The sequence below is a fragment of the Streptomyces sp. NPDC017936 genome (assembly GCF_044328485.1).
In the GTDB taxonomy this organism is placed as follows: domain Bacteria; phylum Actinomycetota; class Actinomycetes; order Streptomycetales; family Streptomycetaceae; genus Streptomyces.
In genome coordinates this window covers 153,717-169,225 of the sequence record NZ_JBIRHK010000001.1, presented here as the reverse complement: position 1 = coordinate 169,225, position 15,509 = coordinate 153,717, and the positions used below count along the sequence as shown (strand labels likewise).

15 protein-coding genes are annotated in these 15,509 nt (G+C 73.1%); 8 read left to right on the top strand and 7 right to left on the bottom strand.

Annotated elements, in window-relative coordinates:
• The first annotated feature begins 150 nt into the window (after positions 1-150).
• The gene (locus tag ACH4F6_RS00795) at positions 151-1,080 is read left to right on the top strand and encodes a PfkB family carbohydrate kinase (RefSeq protein WP_397957637.1); all 930 of its coding nucleotides are present in this window, start codon (positions 151-153) and stop codon (positions 1,078-1,080) included.
• Positions 1,081-1,328: 248 nt separating this feature from the next.
• Here ACH4F6_RS00795 and ACH4F6_RS00790 read toward each other — a convergent pair whose 3' ends face one another.
• On the bottom strand, positions 1,329-2,168 hold the full coding sequence (locus ACH4F6_RS00790) for an SDR family oxidoreductase (RefSeq protein ID WP_397957636.1): 840 nt from the start codon (positions 2,166-2,168) through the stop codon (positions 1,329-1,331).
• Between the two features lie 276 nt (positions 2,169-2,444).
• Between ACH4F6_RS00790 and ACH4F6_RS00785 the strand changes: the two genes are divergently transcribed.
• The 3 genes from ACH4F6_RS00785 to ACH4F6_RS00775 all read left to right on the top strand — a co-directional run bounded on the left by ACH4F6_RS00785 (position 2,445) and on the right by ACH4F6_RS00775 (position 5,682).
• Positions 2,445-3,113 (top strand): TetR/AcrR family transcriptional regulator, encoded by a 669-nt coding sequence (locus ACH4F6_RS00785; protein WP_397957635.1) that lies wholly within the window; start codon positions 2,445-2,447, stop codon positions 3,111-3,113.
• Between the two features lie 344 nt (positions 3,114-3,457).
• On the top strand, positions 3,458-4,030 hold the full coding sequence (locus tag ACH4F6_RS00780) for a TIGR00730 family Rossman fold protein (RefSeq protein WP_397957634.1): 573 nt from the start codon (positions 3,458-3,460) through the stop codon (positions 4,028-4,030).
• 188 nt (positions 4,031-4,218) lie between these two features.
• Positions 4,219-5,682 carry an APC family permease gene (locus ACH4F6_RS00775; protein WP_397957633.1) on the top strand — a complete coding sequence of 488 codons (1,464 nt, stop codon included), beginning with the start codon at positions 4,219-4,221 and terminating at the stop codon, positions 5,680-5,682.
• A 373-nt stretch (positions 5,683-6,055) separates the two neighbouring features.
• Here ACH4F6_RS00775 and ACH4F6_RS00770 read toward each other — a convergent pair whose 3' ends face one another.
• Both ACH4F6_RS00770 and ACH4F6_RS00765 read right to left on the bottom strand, forming a co-directional pair.
• On the bottom strand, positions 6,056-7,072 hold the full coding sequence (locus ACH4F6_RS00770; RefSeq protein ID WP_397957632.1) for a zinc-binding dehydrogenase: 1,017 nt from the start codon (positions 7,070-7,072) through the stop codon (positions 6,056-6,058).
• Positions 7,073-7,118: 46 nt separating this feature from the next.
• Positions 7,119-7,484, bottom strand: coding sequence for a MerR family transcriptional regulator (locus tag ACH4F6_RS00765; RefSeq protein ID WP_397958192.1), 366 nt, complete (start codon positions 7,482-7,484; stop codon positions 7,119-7,121).
• A 342-nt stretch (positions 7,485-7,826) separates the two neighbouring features.
• Here ACH4F6_RS00765 and ACH4F6_RS00760 point away from each other — a divergent pair, with 342 nt between their 5' ends.
• Positions 7,827-9,008, top strand: a complete 1,182-nt coding sequence (locus ACH4F6_RS00760; protein ID WP_397957631.1) for a PP2C family protein-serine/threonine phosphatase — start codon at positions 7,827-7,829, stop codon at positions 9,006-9,008.
• A gap of 539 nt (positions 9,009-9,547) precedes the next feature.
• On the opposite strand, the gene ACH4F6_RS00755 is transcribed toward ACH4F6_RS00760, so the two are convergent.
• Positions 9,548-9,856: a hypothetical protein gene (locus tag ACH4F6_RS00755; RefSeq protein WP_397957630.1), complete on the bottom strand. Its 309-nt coding sequence runs from the start codon at positions 9,854-9,856 to the stop codon at positions 9,548-9,550.
• 335 nt (positions 9,857-10,191) lie between these two features.
• Complete coding sequence (locus ACH4F6_RS00750) at positions 10,192-11,115, bottom strand: zinc-binding alcohol dehydrogenase family protein (protein ID WP_397958191.1); 924 nt, start codon at positions 11,113-11,115, stop codon at positions 10,192-10,194.
• A 106-nt stretch (positions 11,116-11,221) separates the two neighbouring features.
• On the opposite strand from ACH4F6_RS00750, the gene ACH4F6_RS00745 reads away from it, so the two are divergent.
• Both ACH4F6_RS00745 and ACH4F6_RS00740 read left to right on the top strand, forming a co-directional pair.
• On the top strand, positions 11,222-11,665 hold the full coding sequence (locus tag ACH4F6_RS00745) for a MarR family winged helix-turn-helix transcriptional regulator (RefSeq protein ID WP_397957629.1): 444 nt from the start codon (positions 11,222-11,224) through the stop codon (positions 11,663-11,665).
• Positions 11,666-12,390: 725 nt separating this feature from the next.
• Positions 12,391-12,879: a hypothetical protein gene (locus ACH4F6_RS00740; RefSeq protein WP_397957628.1), complete on the top strand. Its 489-nt coding sequence runs from the start codon at positions 12,391-12,393 to the stop codon at positions 12,877-12,879.
• A 157-nt stretch (positions 12,880-13,036) separates the two neighbouring features.
• On the opposite strand, the gene ACH4F6_RS00735 is transcribed toward ACH4F6_RS00740, so the two are convergent.
• Both ACH4F6_RS00735 and ACH4F6_RS00730 read right to left on the bottom strand, forming a co-directional pair.
• Positions 13,037-13,495: a pyridoxamine 5'-phosphate oxidase family protein gene (locus ACH4F6_RS00735; protein ID WP_397957627.1), complete on the bottom strand. Its 459-nt coding sequence runs from the start codon at positions 13,493-13,495 to the stop codon at positions 13,037-13,039.
• A gap of 28 nt (positions 13,496-13,523) precedes the next feature.
• On the bottom strand, positions 13,524-14,123 hold the full coding sequence (locus ACH4F6_RS00730; RefSeq protein ID WP_397957626.1) for a MarR family winged helix-turn-helix transcriptional regulator: 600 nt from the start codon (positions 14,121-14,123) through the stop codon (positions 13,524-13,526).
• 76 nt (positions 14,124-14,199) lie between these two features.
• Between ACH4F6_RS00730 and ACH4F6_RS00725 the strand changes: the two genes are divergently transcribed.
• Positions 14,200-15,279 (top strand): ABC transporter permease, encoded by a 1,080-nt coding sequence (locus ACH4F6_RS00725; RefSeq protein WP_397957625.1) that lies wholly within the window; start codon positions 14,200-14,202, stop codon positions 15,277-15,279.
• The last annotated feature ends 230 nt before the right edge of the window (positions 15,280-15,509 follow it).

Sequence of the window (15,509 nt, the reverse complement as noted above, 5' to 3'; positions counted from 1 at the left end):
CGCCTTACCCCCGGCTTCTTTCCACTCCGCCCCGGGCCCCGTGTTCCCCCCCCCCCCCCCCCCCCCGGCGGCGGGGGCCCCCCGCCCCCCCCGCGCCCATGGCGGGCGCCGCGTCCCCCGCACGCGGCGCCCGTACCCCGGGAGACCCTGATGAACGGCCTGAACGGCCCGAACGGCCCGAACGTCCTCGGCTTCGGCGACAACACCGTCGACCGCTTCGTGGACCGCGGCACCGACTACCCCGGCGGCAACTGCGTCAACGTCGCCGTCTACGCCCGCCGGCTCGGTCTGGACGCCGCCTACCTGGGAGTCTTCGGCGACGACGAGCTCGGCGCCTTCCTGCGCGCGGCCGTGGCGGCGCAGGGCGTCGCCGTGGAGCGCAGCGTCGTGCGCCGGGGCAGGACCCCGGTCTCCACCCTTCACGTGCGGGACGGCGACCGGGTGTTCCTCGACTACGACGACGGCGGTGACGCCGCGCGCGGGCCACTCGTCCTGGATCCCGGGCTGCTGGACTACGCGGCGTCGTTCACGCTCGTGCACTCGAGCGTCTACTCCGGCACCGAGACCCAGCTCCCCCGGCTCGCCGCGGCCGGCCCGCTGATCAGCTTCGACTTCTCCGACGAGGACGAGTACCGCACCCCCGCCTACCTCGACCGCGTCTGCCCCCACGTGGACCTGGCCCTGCTGTCGTGCTCCCACCTCGACGAGAGCGCCACGCGTGCGCTGCTCGCCGAGGCGGTACGGAGGGGAGCGGGCATGGCGCTGGCCACCCGCGGCCTCGACGGGGCGATCGCCTACGACGGCCTGACCGCGGTCGCCGCGCCCGCCCGCTCCGCGGACCCGGACACCCTGTCCGACACGATGGGCTGCGGAGACGCCTTCCTCGCCGGATTCGTCGTGTCGCTGATCCGCGACGGATGGTCCCGTCACGCGCCGCCGGGCCCCGAGGCACTGGAACGCGCCCTGCGCGAGGGCTCGCAGGCCGCGTACCACCAGTGCTTCGTGGAGTCCGCCTTCGGCTGCGGCCGTCCGACGCCGGACGCTTCACGGTCCGGCGCCTGGGGCCCGCACGGTCGCTGACGCCACCCGCCGCAGCCGGCCGTGGAGCGCCCGCGCGCCCCGGTCCCTGCCCCCCGGCGGCCGGCCCGCCGCCGTCGGGCAGGGGCCGGGCACTCCTTCGAGCCCGTCCCGTCGGCGCAGCGGTAGTGCTGATGAGCCGTCACCGCCGTGCGCAGCCGCGCGTCATGACGGTGCCGACGGCGAACCGTGCCGCACGCGGGCGGGGCACGGGACGCGGGGCCGCCCCGCGGGGCGGGCCCGCGCCGGGGTCAGGCGGAGGTGAAGTCGGTGATGTGGTCGGTGGCCCAGGTGGCGAAGGAGCGGGCGGGGTGGCCGGTGAGGTCCGCGACCGTGTCGGTGAGGGGGACGGGGACGCCGTCGTGAGCCTGCCACCAGTTCAGCAGGGCATCGGCGTAGGGACCGGGGAGGTACTGGTCCGTCTGCCGCTTCCATTCCTCGCGGGTGACGTGGTCGACCGCGATGGCGTGGCCGAGCGCGGCGGCGAGCTGGTCGATCTGCTGGGCGAAGGTCAGCGACTGGGGCCCGGTGAGGGTGAGCCGTCCGCCGCGGTGGCGGGGGTCGGTGAGGACGGCGTGGGCGGCTTCGGCGACATCGAGTTCGTGGACGGGGTCGTGGTGGGCGCCCGGGTAGGGCAGGCTGACGGGTCGGCCTGCCTTGATGGCCCAGGCCCAGGCGCCGGCGTTGGAGGCGAAGGAGCCCGGCCGGAGGAGGGTGGTGGTCAGCGGCGAGGCCAGCAGCGCCTGCTCGACGGCGAGGTGGGACGCGGCGATCGGCTGGTCGGCTGCGTCGGGGGCCAGGACGCTGGAGGAGGACAGCAGGGCGACGTGCTCGACGCCTGCCCGATGCGCCTCGTCGACGAAGTCGGTGATGCGGTCGGGGCTGGCGTACAGGAACACCTGGGTGACACCGGTCAGCGCGGCGGGGAAGGTCGTGGGGTCGGTGAGGTCGAGGTGGACGGTCTCGACGCCGGCGGGCGGAGTGAGGCGGCCGGGCCGGGCGGAGCCGAGCCGGACGGGCAGTCCGGCGTGGTGGAGCAGGCGGGTGAGGTGGGTGGCGACCGCGCCGCGGCCTCCGGTGATCAGGAACACGAGGGTGCTTCTTTCTGCTGGTCGGATGCGTGAGGGGCAGGGGTGCCGGGGCCGGGCGGTCTTCGGCGGGAGGTGGCCGGGCCGCAGGCGACGGAGGCGCCGGACCACCGGACGAGGGCCGGCCCGTCATGGAGGGCACGGCGGTGGTGCTGTTCATGAGGCGGCTTCCGGAAAGCGGGACGAATGAGGTTCGTGACGAACAGCGTTCGTCGTGACCGTAGTGACGAACGCTGTTCGTGTCAAACGGTGTTCTTTCCGCGGGGATACTCTTCCCCCATGAGCACGCAGCAGCCGGTCAGCCGCCGCGCACGACCCGCCAAGGCCCCCCTCGGCCGCGACGTCATCGTGCGCACGGCCCTGGAGATCCTCGACCGCGACGGCCTGGACGCCCTGACCATGCGCCGCGTCGCCAAGGAACTCGACACCGGACCGGCCTCGCTCTACGTCTACGTCGCCAACCGCGACGACCTCATGGCCGCGATGCTCGACGAAGCCCTCACCCGCGTGGTGCCGGCCTCGGAGGGCACCTGGCGGGAACAGCTCCATGCCCTGGCCGCCGCTGCCATCGAGGCGATGAGCCGCCACGAGGGACTGGCCGCCGTCGCCCTCGGCGCCATCCCCACCGGCGACAACGCCCTGCTCGTCCTCGATCGCATGCTCGCCCTCCTCAAGCAGGGCGGCCTCGACGACACCACCGCCGCCTGGGCCGTCGACCTCCTCTGGCTCCACATCGCTGCGGCCGCCACCGAGCAGAGCGCCTACGACGCCAGGGGAGCCGACGAGGAGTCCAGCATCGGCGCCGCCGACCGCCGCTATGCCTCCCTGCCCGCCGACCGCTACCCGATGATCACCTCGCTGCGCCAGGCCCTGTTCTCTCCCGGCGACCGCGACGCCTGGGGGCTGAACGTCCTCATCGACGGCATCCTCCACACCCCCGCCCGCTGAACCGCTCCGACTCCGCCTCCGCGCGGTGACGCTCGGGGCCCACCGGCCCCCGTGGGACTCCTGCACGGTCGCCCGCCGGTTCATCGGGCGCCGGCAGGCGTCGTCGCCCCGGTCGAGCAGGTGCGTGGTCTTGTCGATCCGGCCGTACTCGGCGAGTCGGTCCCGGGCGGCATCGCCTCCATGGGGGCTTCAGGCTGGTCGACGGCTCCGGCTCACCCACCGCGCCGAGCCCGTCCGCCGTCCTCGGGGACGGTCGTGCGCCGCCGCGCGCGGAAAAACCCCTTGGTCGGCGTCACCGTGCCCGTGGTACACCGGAGGGTCAGCCGCAACCCTGGAGACCTATCATGCGCCGCGTCGCCGTCTTTCTCGCCTCGTCCCACGGACACGACCCGGCACACGCCGAACTGGCCGCCGACGTCGGTACGGAGCTGGCCCGGCGGGGGATCGGCCTCGTCTACGGCGGCGGCCGCACGGGGCTGATGGGCGTCATGGCGGACGCCGCGCTGAAAGCGGGCGGCGAGGTCATCGGTGTCATGCCGCGCAGCATGATCGACCGGGAGTGGGCGCACGAGGAGGTGACGGAGCTGGTCATCTGTGACTCGATGCACGAGCGCAAGGCGATCATGGCCGAACACGCCGACGCCTTCGTCACCCTGCCCGGCGGCCTCGGCACCCTGGAGGAGATCTTCGAAGTGTGGTCGTGGCGCCAGCTCGGCTTCCACGCCAAGCCCGTCGGCTTCCTCGACGCCGGAGGCTTCTGGACACCGCTGCTCGGCGCCCTGCGCGGCATCGTCGACGCCGGCTTCCTCTCCGCGTCCACCCTGGCCGACCTCGCCGTCGCCCCCGACCTGCCCGGTCTGCTGGACGCGCTGGAGGAGCGGCTGCGCAGCACCGAGCAGCCCGCACACGGAGGCTGACGGCGGCTGACCCGGTGAGGCGCCGGGGCCCGACCGGTGGCCGCGCGGCCTGGACGCCGGCCCGGCGGGCATCGGCGTGGTGGAGGCGGTGACGCCAAGACCGCGTGAAGATCGCCGGTGGTGGCGTCAAGACGGCGCCAAGGTTTCGGCGTCGCGGGGGAGGGGCGGGTTGGCTGCCGGTTGTGTCGATGACGTTCAAGCGGCTGATCGTGGGCCGCCCTTTGAGCAATGACCGCCTGGGCGAGCAGATGCTGCCCAAGCGGATCGCCCTGCCGGTCTTCGCCAGTGACCCGTTGTCGTCGGTGGCGTACGCGACGCAGGAGATCCTGCTGGTGCTGACCCTGGGCGGACTGGCCTACCTGTATCTGGCGCCGTGGGTGGCGGCCGCGGTGGTGCTGCTGCTGGCGGTGGTGGTGCTGTCCTACCGGCAGGTGGTGCAGGCCTACCCGTCCGGCGGCGGCTCCTACGAGGTCGCCTCACGCAATCTGGGTCCGTGGGCGGGGCTGGTGGTGGCCTCGGCGCTGATGGTGGACTACGTGATGACGGTGGCCGTGTCGGTGGCGGCCGGCGTGGACAACATCATCTCCGCGGTGCCGGCGCTCGGCCCGTACCGGGTGGCGGTGAACCTGGGCTTCGTGGCGCTGCTGACCGCGATGAACCTGCGCGGGGTGCGCGAGTCGGGGCGGATGTTCGCGGTGCCGACCTACCTGTTCATCGCCGGGGTGCTGGCGATGGTCGTCACCGGGCTGCTGGCGATGGTCGTCACCGGGCTGCTGCAGACGGCCCTCGGCCACGCGCCGGTGGCCGAGAGCGCCGGCTGGCAGGTGCGGGCGGAGCCGGGAAGCGCGGGGCTGACCGGGGCGGCGCTGGTGCTGCTGGCGCTGCGGGCGTTCTCCTCCGGCTGCACGGCGCTGACCGGTGCGGAGGCGATCTCCAACGGGGTGCCGGCGTTCCGGCCGCCCAAGGCGCGCAACGCCGCCGCCACCATGGCGGTGATGGGAGGGCTGTCGATCGGCCCCAGCCGCACCCACGCGGTGGTGCCGGTCTCCCAGCTGCACCAGCCCGCCTTGCGTGCGCTGGGCCACGCCAGGATCACCCGCCCGGACACCCTCACCGCGCTCACCGTCGAGATCAGCGAGGAGGAGGTGGGAGCGCTGCGCGCCGAGCGGGAGCAGCGGCAGATCCCGGTGCCGCTGACCGTGATGGCCTCCCCGTACCGGGACATCACCGGATCGGTGCTGGAGTACATCGCCCGTCTGCACCGCGAGCACCCGCAGGACCTGATCGCCGTCTACATCCCCGAATACGTGGTCGGACACCGGTGGGAGCAGCTGCTGCACGACCAGTCCGCGCTGCGGCTCAAGGCCCGGCTGCTGTTCCAGCGCGGGGTGATGGTCACCAGCGTGCCGTGGCAGCTGGGCTCCAGCAGTCGCGCGGCCCCGCCGCAGCCGACCCCGGCCCCGCCCGGCACCACGTTCGGCGTCGGCTGGCGTTTCGATGATGAAGGGCTTGAACGTGCCGCACACGGCTGGTCGGCCACGCCGCAGGGGCGCGGGGCGCCGCCCGGCGGCGCGCCGCCGCCGCCCGCAGCGGCGTCGAGGCCGCCCTGCTGGCCCGCATCACCGAAGCACCCCTGGAGGAGAGCCCGCTGACCGCGGTGCTGGAGCACCCGCGGGACACCTTCGGCATGAGCGGTGCCGCCCTGCTGGAGCGTACCGACGACGGCGAACACCCGGTCGCCGTCGTCGGCAACCTGCCGTCGGCGGATCCGGTCCTGTCCGCTCCGCCCGGCACCCCCCGTCCGGCGGTGACCGACGGTCCGTGCCCGGAGACCGGGGAGCGCATCGCCGGTTCCCGTCCGCCGCCGCACGTCACCCGGTCAGGAGGACCGATTCGGCGAGTCAGGGGCGCCGCCCGGAGACATCCGACGGGAACGGTCGGCATCCCGATGCGCGCCCCTGGCCCGCTGACCCCCTGGCACAGCGAGACACCCGCACCCGAACACACCCGACCGAGACCTCCTGGCTAGCGCCAGGGATCGAGGGCGTGCTTGCCGCGGGTCCGGCCCGCTTCGAGTTCCCGCAGGACCGCCGCCCCTTCGGCCAGGGGGTGAACCCGGGGGGTGCCGGGCGCGTACACGCCGTGGGCGATGAGGGCCTCGATCTCGGTGATCAACGACCGGTAGAGGGACGGTGCCGCGGCCGCCAGCGCACCGATGTGCAGACCCTTGAGCTGCACCTGATGGGTGAAGACCAGGTCGTGCGTGGTCACCGTGGCGTCGCCGGACGCGGCGCCGAGGACGACGACGCGTCCGGTGAAGGGTCGGGTGACCGACAGGCTGGTCTCGAACGTGGCTCGTCCCACCGATTCCAGAACCAGGTCGACCCCGCCGGCGAGGCGGGTGATCTCCTCCGCCAGATCGGGGCGCCGGCTGTCCAGAACCACGTCGGCGCCGAGCGCTTCGACGGTGTCGTGCTTCGCCGGTGACGCCGTCGCGATCACGCGCGCACCGTAGTGGCGGGCGAGGCGAACGGCGGCCTGTCCCACGCCTCCGGCCGCGGCGTGAACGAGCACCACGTCACCCGTCCCGATCTCGCCCAACGGCTTCAGCGCCGCCAAGGCGGTGGCCCAGTTCAGCACCAGGCCGAGGGCCGCGGCGTCGCTCCAGCCGGACGGCACGGGGAGCGCACCCGCGGCCGGCATCGTCATGTACTGCGCGAAGGCGCCCGGGCCGACTCCGACGACGTGGGTGCCGGCCCGCAGGGGGCGCTCGACGTCCGCGCCGATCCCCACGATTTCGCCGGCGGCTTCGAAGCCCGCCACGTAGGGCGCCTGCGGCCCTCCGCCGTACGTCCCGCGGGCCTGCATGACGTCCGCGAAGTTGACCCCGGCGGCACCGACGCGGATCAGGTACTCGCCGGGCCCCGGAGCGGGGCGGCGCCGGTCGGTCGTGAGGGTCAGATCCCTCGGTCCCCGGTGCGAGCGCTGGACCAGTGCCCGCACCGTCTGCTCAGCGGTGTGCCGCTGCTCTCGGATCTCCATGCACCGAACGTAGGAGTCTGACACTTGCGTCAAGGTCAAGCGGCGGTCAGGGAGCGGTGCGGCGGGCCTGTCGGAGGTAGGCGTCGAGCGCCGCCTGCTGAGCGCTGAGAACGGCGATGCGCGCAGCGAGCCGATCGCGATGCCTCTGCACCTCGTGCAGGAACTCCGCGCACACCACGTCCGTGCCGACGTCTCGTCCACCGGTGAGGCGGGGCAGGGCCTCCCTGATCAGCCGCACGGGCAGCCCCGACTCCAGCAACGAGCGGATGACGAGCACCCGGTCGACAGTGGCCTGGCAGTAGTCGCGGAAGCCATTGCCGCAGCGACCAGGGACGATCAAGCCCTCGTCCTCGTAGTACCGCAACGATCGCGCGCTCACGCCGCTGGCCCTGGAAGCTTCGCCGATCCTCATGCCCGGAGCAACGCTCAGGCGCACCACGGTCTTCCAGCGCTCCTCGCCACGGAGGACAACCCTCCCCGGCCCGACGGGGCGAACCGCTCGGCACCGACCCGGAGCACACAGCCACCCCGCCCTGCCGGGCCGCGGGCCGGCTGACGCGGTGGACCGCCTGCCGCTGGGACGCCTGCGCCGCGCGAGGGCGGGTACCCGCTTGAGCGGCCGGAAGGGGATCCGAGATGGTGAATCCGCCTGGGGACGCGGCCGTGCCGGAGTCGGGCGGCCTGCCCCGGGTCGGCCAGGTCGGGGGCGCTCGGCATGGTTGAGAGAGTCGCTGCGGCATCGTTGATGCGGCTGATGCAGGCCAGCCACACGGCCACGCTCGAGCAACTCCCGGAAATGATCGCGGAGCACGCCGCCGCGGCCGGAATGCACGAGGTGGCCGTGTTCGTGGTGGACATACGGGAGACGGTGCTGCGCCAGCTCACCGGCCAGGGGATCGGAGCGGGGGAGGGCGGGCAGGAGTTCACCGTTCAGGGCAGCCTGCCCGGCCGGGCCTATCAACGCGTGGGACTTCTCGCAGAGCAGGCCGGAACGGGTGCGCGCACGAGCACGCGACGGTGGTGGGTGGCCATCACCGACGGCGTGGAGCGCCTGGGGGTGCTGCGGGCCGACACCGGCACCGACGACCAGCCGACTGCGCAGGCGCTGCGTGATCTGGCGTCGATGACGGCCCTGCTGCTGTTGAGCAAGCGTTCCTTCAGTGATTCCTTCGCCCGTCTGGTGCGCACCGAGCCGATGAACGTGGCTGCGGAGATGCAGTGGAACCTCACCGTCCCGCCCGCCTACGCCGGGAACGACGTCACCGTGGGCGCCATCATGGAGCCCGCCTACCAGGTGGGCGGGGACGCCTTCGACTACGCCGTGGCCGGTAGCACGCTTCACCTGGGCATCTTCGACGCCATGGGCCACGACACCACCGCCGGGATCACCGCGAACCTCGCCGTTGCCGCATGCCGCAACGCCCGCCGCCAGAACGCCACGCTGTCCGAAACCAGCCGGCAGGTGGAGGAGACCCTGGTGCGGCAGTTCGGCGCCAGCCGCTACGTCACCGCCGTCCTCGCCGACCTCGACATGGAAACCGGCCGGCTCACATGGATCAGCCGCGGCCATCACCTGCCGATCCTGCTGCGCGGCAACCGGTGGACCACCGAACTGACCTGCTCTCCGGCCGGCCCCATGGGCACCGATCTCGACCTGCCGGTGACCGAATGCGTGGAACATCTCCAGCCCGGCGATCGCCTGCTGCTGTACACCGACGGCGTCGTGGAGGCCCGAGACGCCGAAGGCAGGGTGTTCGGGCGGGACCGGTTCATCGAGTTCATCCTGCGTCATCACTCCGACGAGCACACCCTGCACGAAACACTGCGCCGGCTCATGGCAGCCGTGATGAACCATCACAACGGGAAACTCGACGACGACGCCACCGTTCTTCTCACCGAGTGGCGCGGCGGCCAGCAGCACAGGCTCAATCCGTGAATCGTGGCCCGAGCGGAAGAAGGGGCCACAAGCACCGTCCAGCCCGCCTCCCAGGGCCGGCAGGACGGTCCGGACGTACAGTTCGGTCCCTCACGGAGGCAGGTGGCGGCTGCGTCGGCCGCTCGATCCCGCGGTGGCCGGCGTGCCCGGTGAGGGGGCCGGGCTGGTGCCGGGGTGCGTGTGGCGGGCATGCGGTTTGCTGGGGTTAGGGCCGAAACGGGAGGGGGACCCGGTACTGCGCACCCTATGGAGGGAGCCGGAGATGGCGGACGACGACTTCTCCACACGTGACCGCCCGGACGACGCGAAGCTCCCGGAGGACCGGCCCCGAGGCGGAGGAGGGCCGGAGGACGTGTCGGCTCACCGCGGGGGAGGACGGGGAAAGTCCCTCTGGTTCGTCCTCGCTCTGATCGTTCTCGCAGTGATCCTCCTGGCGCTGTTGATGCCCTGAGACGGGGCGCCGCCGCTCGCGGGTCGTCGAGTCGGCGGGGAGATCGTCCCCCGGAGGCGCCCGCGTCTGTGCCCTTGAGGCCCTTGAGTCACGGCCGGGGGTTGGTGCGATGCCACCGCGGGCGTGAGTCGCTGCCGCGGCGGCCCGCGACGGAGGCACAGCGCGGGCAGACATGCCGGACGCGATCCGCCGCGCCCCCGGATTCGGGGAAGATGTCGGCCCAGGTGACATGCGGGAAGCGGGTCAGCTGCGACCGGCTGAGCGACAGACCGCAGACCGTCTGGTTCAAGCCCGGCTCCCAGGCGTGGACCTCACCGGCGGGCAGCCGACGACGGCCCTCCTCCTCGTCGGTCCACTGGCCGGAGGCGGCGACGGAGTACCGCTTGGAGGTGGCCACGGGGTATCGCTTGGACCTAGACATGACGCGCGCCCTCCCACCGTCGGCGGACCCCGTTCAGCGTGGGGCCGCAGCCCGCCAGGCCCTCGAAGGCCGGTGTCCTGCGCACGAAGCGCGGCTGCGGCACTGCTCGTGGGTGCCAGGCGAATGAAGTCATCGGCACCGTCCTGCGTCGGGCTCGGGTCTGCAACGCCCGGGTGCCCCGATCACCACGGCCCAAGCCGAGCGCCACACCCCCGCTCCGAACGACTGGTCGTGAGCCGACCCGACCCGACCCGACCCGACCCGGCCCGACCCGGCCCCGTGCGAGCCCGTCGTTGGCCCGTCGCGCGGCTTCAGGGGACCAGAACGACCTTGCCGAGGTTGCGGCGGGACGTGATGAGCTCGTGAGCCCGTGCCGCTTCGGTGAGCGGTATCTCGGCGGACACGCGGGGCCGCAGCGTGCGATCGCGGTGAAGTTCCCACAGGTCGTCACGCCACCGCGCGTACAGTTCGGGCTCGCCCCGGGCGACGGCCGCCATCTGGAAGCCGATGACCGAGGCGCCGCGGACGAGCAGCTCGTACGCGTCGATCGTGCCGCCGCCCGAACTGAACGCGACCAGCCGGCCACCGGGGGCCAGGGCGCGCACCGCGGGGCCGAGGAGTTCTCCGCCGACTCCGTCGACGACGACGTCGACCGGCGCGCCCCAGGACTCGTCGTCGTAGAGCACGACCTCGTCGGCGCCGAGGACGCGGACGAAGTCCGCCTTGTCCGCACTGCTGACCGCCGCCACCACGCGGGACGCCCCGCCCGCCTTCGCGTACTGCAGGGCGAGGGTGCCGACCGCGCCGGCTGCCGCGGTGACCAGGACCGCGTCGCCGGGGCGGGGGTGGCCGGCTTCGTAGGCGCCGCGTGCCACCAGGCCGCTGCGGACCAGCGCCACGGCGTCGACGCAGCTCGCCCAGTGGGGAATGACGCAGGCCATCGTGTGGTGGACGAGGGCGGCTTCCGCATAGGCGTGGGAGAAGCACAGGCCGGTGACGCGGTCGCCCACGGCGAAACCGGTGACGCCCTCACCGACGGCGGCGACGGTGCCGGCCACCTCGCCGCCGAGCGGGACGGGCTCGGTGCCCTCGTGCACTTTCCTGACGACGGGCAGCGTGACACCGACCGCTTCCACCCGGACGAGCAGCTCGCCCGGGCCGGGCTCGGGGACAGGGGCCTCCTCGGTGAAGAGGACCTCGGGACCACCGTTGACCTCATAGCGGACACGGCGCACGGACACCTCCGACTGTGATGCGAAAGAATCATGGGAATTCCCAACGGATGGACAGCGTAGAGACAGACCATAGGGAAGTCCAACGATTTCGCGATAGCCTGTTCCCATGACCCCCACCGCTCACCCGCGCGCCCTGACGCACCTCCAGTCCCTGCCGAGCTGGCTGGCCGGCCGCGTGGCGGCGCGCGGCCGGAGCCTGGTCGCCGAGGCCATCGCCGAGGAAGGTCTGAGACTGCCGCAGCACGCCGTGCTCGCGACCGTGGTCGAGTACGGCCCCCTGGCCCAGGCGGATCTGGTGCGCCGGCTCGGCTTCGACGCGAAGGACGTGGTCCTCCTGCTCAACGACCTGGAGGAGGCCGGGCTGGCCGTGCGGGAACCCGATCCGAGGGACCGCCGCAAGAACGCGGTGACGGCGACACCGCGGGGCGTGCGGGCCGTCCAGCGCTGCGCGGAACTGGCGGAGCGGGCCAACGCCACGCTCCTGGCGCCGCTCAGCGAGGCGGAAGGCCGACAGCTGAGGGAACTGCTGACCCGGGTGCACGAGGCGTAGCGCCGCGTCACCTTCCGGGCCGACGAACCCCGGCAGCCCGTACGTGCAGCGCTCGCGTCCGACCGAACCGGGCCCACCGGCTTCGCGACCGACCACCACCACGCCTTCCGGAAGGCACTCACCCCCTGTGTGAGGGGGTGCCGGCGAAGGCGGACCAAGCCGACGGGGGCCCGCTGGTGAGGCGGGAGCTTGTCGCGGCGGTCGCTCTCACGGGTGACGATGGGCACGGTTACCCGCTCGACCAGGGCGTGAGGCAGGTCAAGTGCGGCAGGGCAGAGAACCGACGAGGCTCCTGCGCTGATGAGTTGGGGTGTCGAACACCTCTCGGCGGCACGGGGGCCTCGTGCGCTGCGGGATGCCGGCCCGTTCCCCGATCAGTGGTCGCTCTGAAGGAGGTCACCACTCTTCTCGCCGTCATCGGGACGCTCCTCGGATCGATCGTCACCGGCGCCTTCCAGTACCTGGCAGGCGTACCGGCCGGATCACCGTGTCGAGCAACGCGGCTGGAGCGTCGCTGGCGGCGATCCCCGACGCGGCATCCGTGCCGACGCGGGGGAGGTCTCCGGGACCGGTCCGCAGCAGCAGTTCGGCGACGGTGGACGAGGCCGCAGCCGGTTCGGGGGACGATTCCGTTCGGAGCGCCGGTGGTGTGGGTATGCCATGCCCTGCCGCGCGCATGCCCTGTGGATGCGGCTTCGACCGAGGGGGCGTCAGTGCGGAACAGAGTGGCTGGTCTGGGACTCGGTGACATACGCGGCGATCACGCCGTCATCAACCCCGCGACAGGCGCCATGACGCAGGTGCTGCGGGGGTTCCTGCTGCTCCTCTGGATCGCCCTGCTCGTCGCCACCGTCGTCGACCCGTCCGCGGTCAACGACAACGCCGCTGTCATGACGGCCGTGGTGGCCGCGGTGTACGCCCTGAAGTTCGGATGGCGTCGGCTGACCGCCCGGCTCGGTGTGAACCGGTGCTGCCTGTGCGCGGACGGCGTGGCCGTCACCGACCGGTTCGGCCGGATACGCGACTCCGTGGCGTGGAGCGAGGTGAGCGGGGTGCAGCAGACGGCAGTGGTGGGTCTCGTCATGGGCTGCCACCGCGTCGAGATCTTCAGGAGCCGTTCCGCCGCGCCCCTCTGGTTCGTCGCGCCGGGAGCGAAGTCCGCCCTGGTGCAGGCCCTGCTCGACGAGGGCAGGCGCAGCGGCGCCCTCCAGTGATCGCGCGCACGGGCGGTGCCCCGCCTCGGCCCCGGACGGCCCCGCGGCAGGCCGGACCGGGTGCGGGCCGGCGAGGCGTACGGCTCCCGCCGCAACCGGGCCCGCGCCGGTCGCGGTCCTCGACGGACGGCTGCGACCGGCACGGGCCCGGCCTGACCTAGCCGTCGACGTCGAGCGCCGTGCCGTACAGCCGGTCCACCTTCAGCCGGAGCACCACCCGCCGCTCGGCGACCAACTCCTCCAGGAACGCGGCCTCGTCCTCGGGCCTCGCGGCCTCCGGGACCATCCCGAGCAGTTCCCGCCCGACCGCGTCCCCGGGGACGGTCGTGCTCTCGGAGACCTCGGTCTCGCCTTCGGCGACGGCGAACGACCACACGTCGCCGCCCGACACATGCAGCGCCGCACGTGGATTGCGCCGCAGGTGCTGGACCTTGACCCGGTCGGCCGTGGTCGAGAACCGCACCACGCGGGCTTCGGGGTCCCAGCTGTACACCATGGTCGTCAGGTGGGGGTGGCCGCTTCGCTTGACGGTGGCGAGCGTGCCGAACTGCTGTCGGCCCAGCAGGTCGGAGAGGGCTTCGTCGGACAGCGAGCGGGGCGCCGGTCGTTGGGTCATGAAGTGATCAACGCCCTTGTCCGTCCGGCTATTTCATGGGCTCCGACGGCAACGACGTCTCGCCGGACCGCTCCCCGTCGGTCCGCTGCCCCGGCGCCGGACCGCTCCCCGGCGGTGCTCCGTCCCGGCGCCGGTCACGGTCCGCGCCGCACCCGGCTGCCTGCTCGGGACGCACGGAGTCGTCGGCCGGCGGGACGGCGTCGGGGTTGAGGTCGACGAGCAGGCGCAGCAGGAGCGTGTGCAGCGAGGCGCGTTCGTCGGGGGTGAGGACGGAGACCGCCTCGTCGTCGGCCCGGGTCATCGTCTCTTGCGCCCGCAGGGCGAGCGCCTCGCCGGTCTCGGTGATGGCGAGTCGGACGGTCCGGCGGCTGGTGGGGTGCGGGCGGCGTTCGAGCAGGCCGCGGTCGACCAGCGCGTTGACGGCCGCTCCCATCGATTGCGGGGTGATGCCGGTGCGGCGGGCGATGTCGGCGGGGGAGATGCCGGGGGTGCGCGCGACGTGCAGCAGCGCGTTGTGCTGCGCGGTGGTCAGGCCGAGGGGGCGCAGCGCCTTCTCGGTGCGTACGCCCATCACGTGTGACACCTGCCAGGCCACGTAGCCGGTGCGGGTCGACGGGTCAGCGATCACACGGGACTCCTTTGGAAGCCACCTTATATTTGGGCGTTACAATTAGAAGGTACCTTATATTTGAGGAAGAGGTCCTGTGCCCACGTCCCCCACCCCCGCCTCCACCGAGCCGGCGACCGTCCCGCCGGAGGTCCCCCGGCAGGCACGGCACCACCCCACCGTGGACGCCGCTGCGCCGCAGCGTGGCGCCGCCGGGCCGAAGGGTGTCCTGCTGCCCGCCGCCATCGTGCTGATCATCGGCTCCATCTTCGTCAGCGTGTACCTGGCGGCCTTCCACGCGCCCAGGCCTCACCGGCTCCCGGTGGCCGTCGTCGGCACCGCGCAGCACAGCCGGCAGATCGCCGCCGGCCTGGAGCACGGCCTGCCGGGCGGTTTCGCCGTGCGGCACTACGGCCAGGAGACCGCCGCCCGCGCCGCGGTGGAGGACCGTACCGTCTACGCGGCCTACCTGGCCGACGCCGAAGACGGGCCCGAGCTGCTGTACGCCGGCGCCAACGGCCCCTCGGTGACCTCCACCGTCACCGAGGCGTTCTCCTCCCTCGCCCGGGCGGAAGGGCACACCCTCGCGCCGAAGGACGTCGTGCCCGCGGCGGCCGGCGACACCCGCAGCATGTCCGTCTTCTACGCCGCCTTCGGGGTCGTCCTGGCCGGATACCTGTTCGGCATGATGACCTACCAGATGGCCCCCCGCCTGCACCTGCGCGCCCGCATGCTGAGCCTGGCGTTGTTCAGCGTGCTCGGCGGTGTGATCGTGGCCCTGCTCACCGGCAGCCTCGCCTTCGGCGCACTGCCCGGGCCCTTCCTGGGGACAGCGGGCGTCATCGCCCTCATGGCCGCCGCCGTCGGGAGCGCGACCATGGTCTTCATGCGGCTGTTCGGACCGGTCGGCATGCCACTGGCCTCGGTGGTCCTGCTGATCCTGGGCAACAGCACCAGCGGCGGCACGCTGCCGGCCGCCTACCTGCCGGACTGGCTGCACCCGTTGTCGCACATCCTCCCGGTCGGTGTCGGCGTACGCGCCGTCCAGGGCCTGTCCCACTTCCACAACGACGGTCTCACGCAGGGCATCGTCGTCCTCACCGCGTGGACCGTGCTCTGCGCCGCGGTCGTCTACTGGCGCGACGTCCACGCCCCGCGCCGTCGGGCGGCCGTCTGAGACCCGCCGGGAGCGGCGGGCGGCCGCACCGCCCCGTCCGTCGGCCGCCCCACCCCTGCCCGTCCTTGAGCAGGTGACGGTCGAAGCCGCGGACGCCGCCACGGGTCTCGAGGATCGCGCCGCGACCTCACACCGCCGGCCGCGGGGGGGGCCCCCCCCCGGGGGCGGGGGGGGGGGGGGGGGTGCGGGGGGGGGGGGCGGGCGGGCCGCCCGGGGAGGGGCCGCGCCCC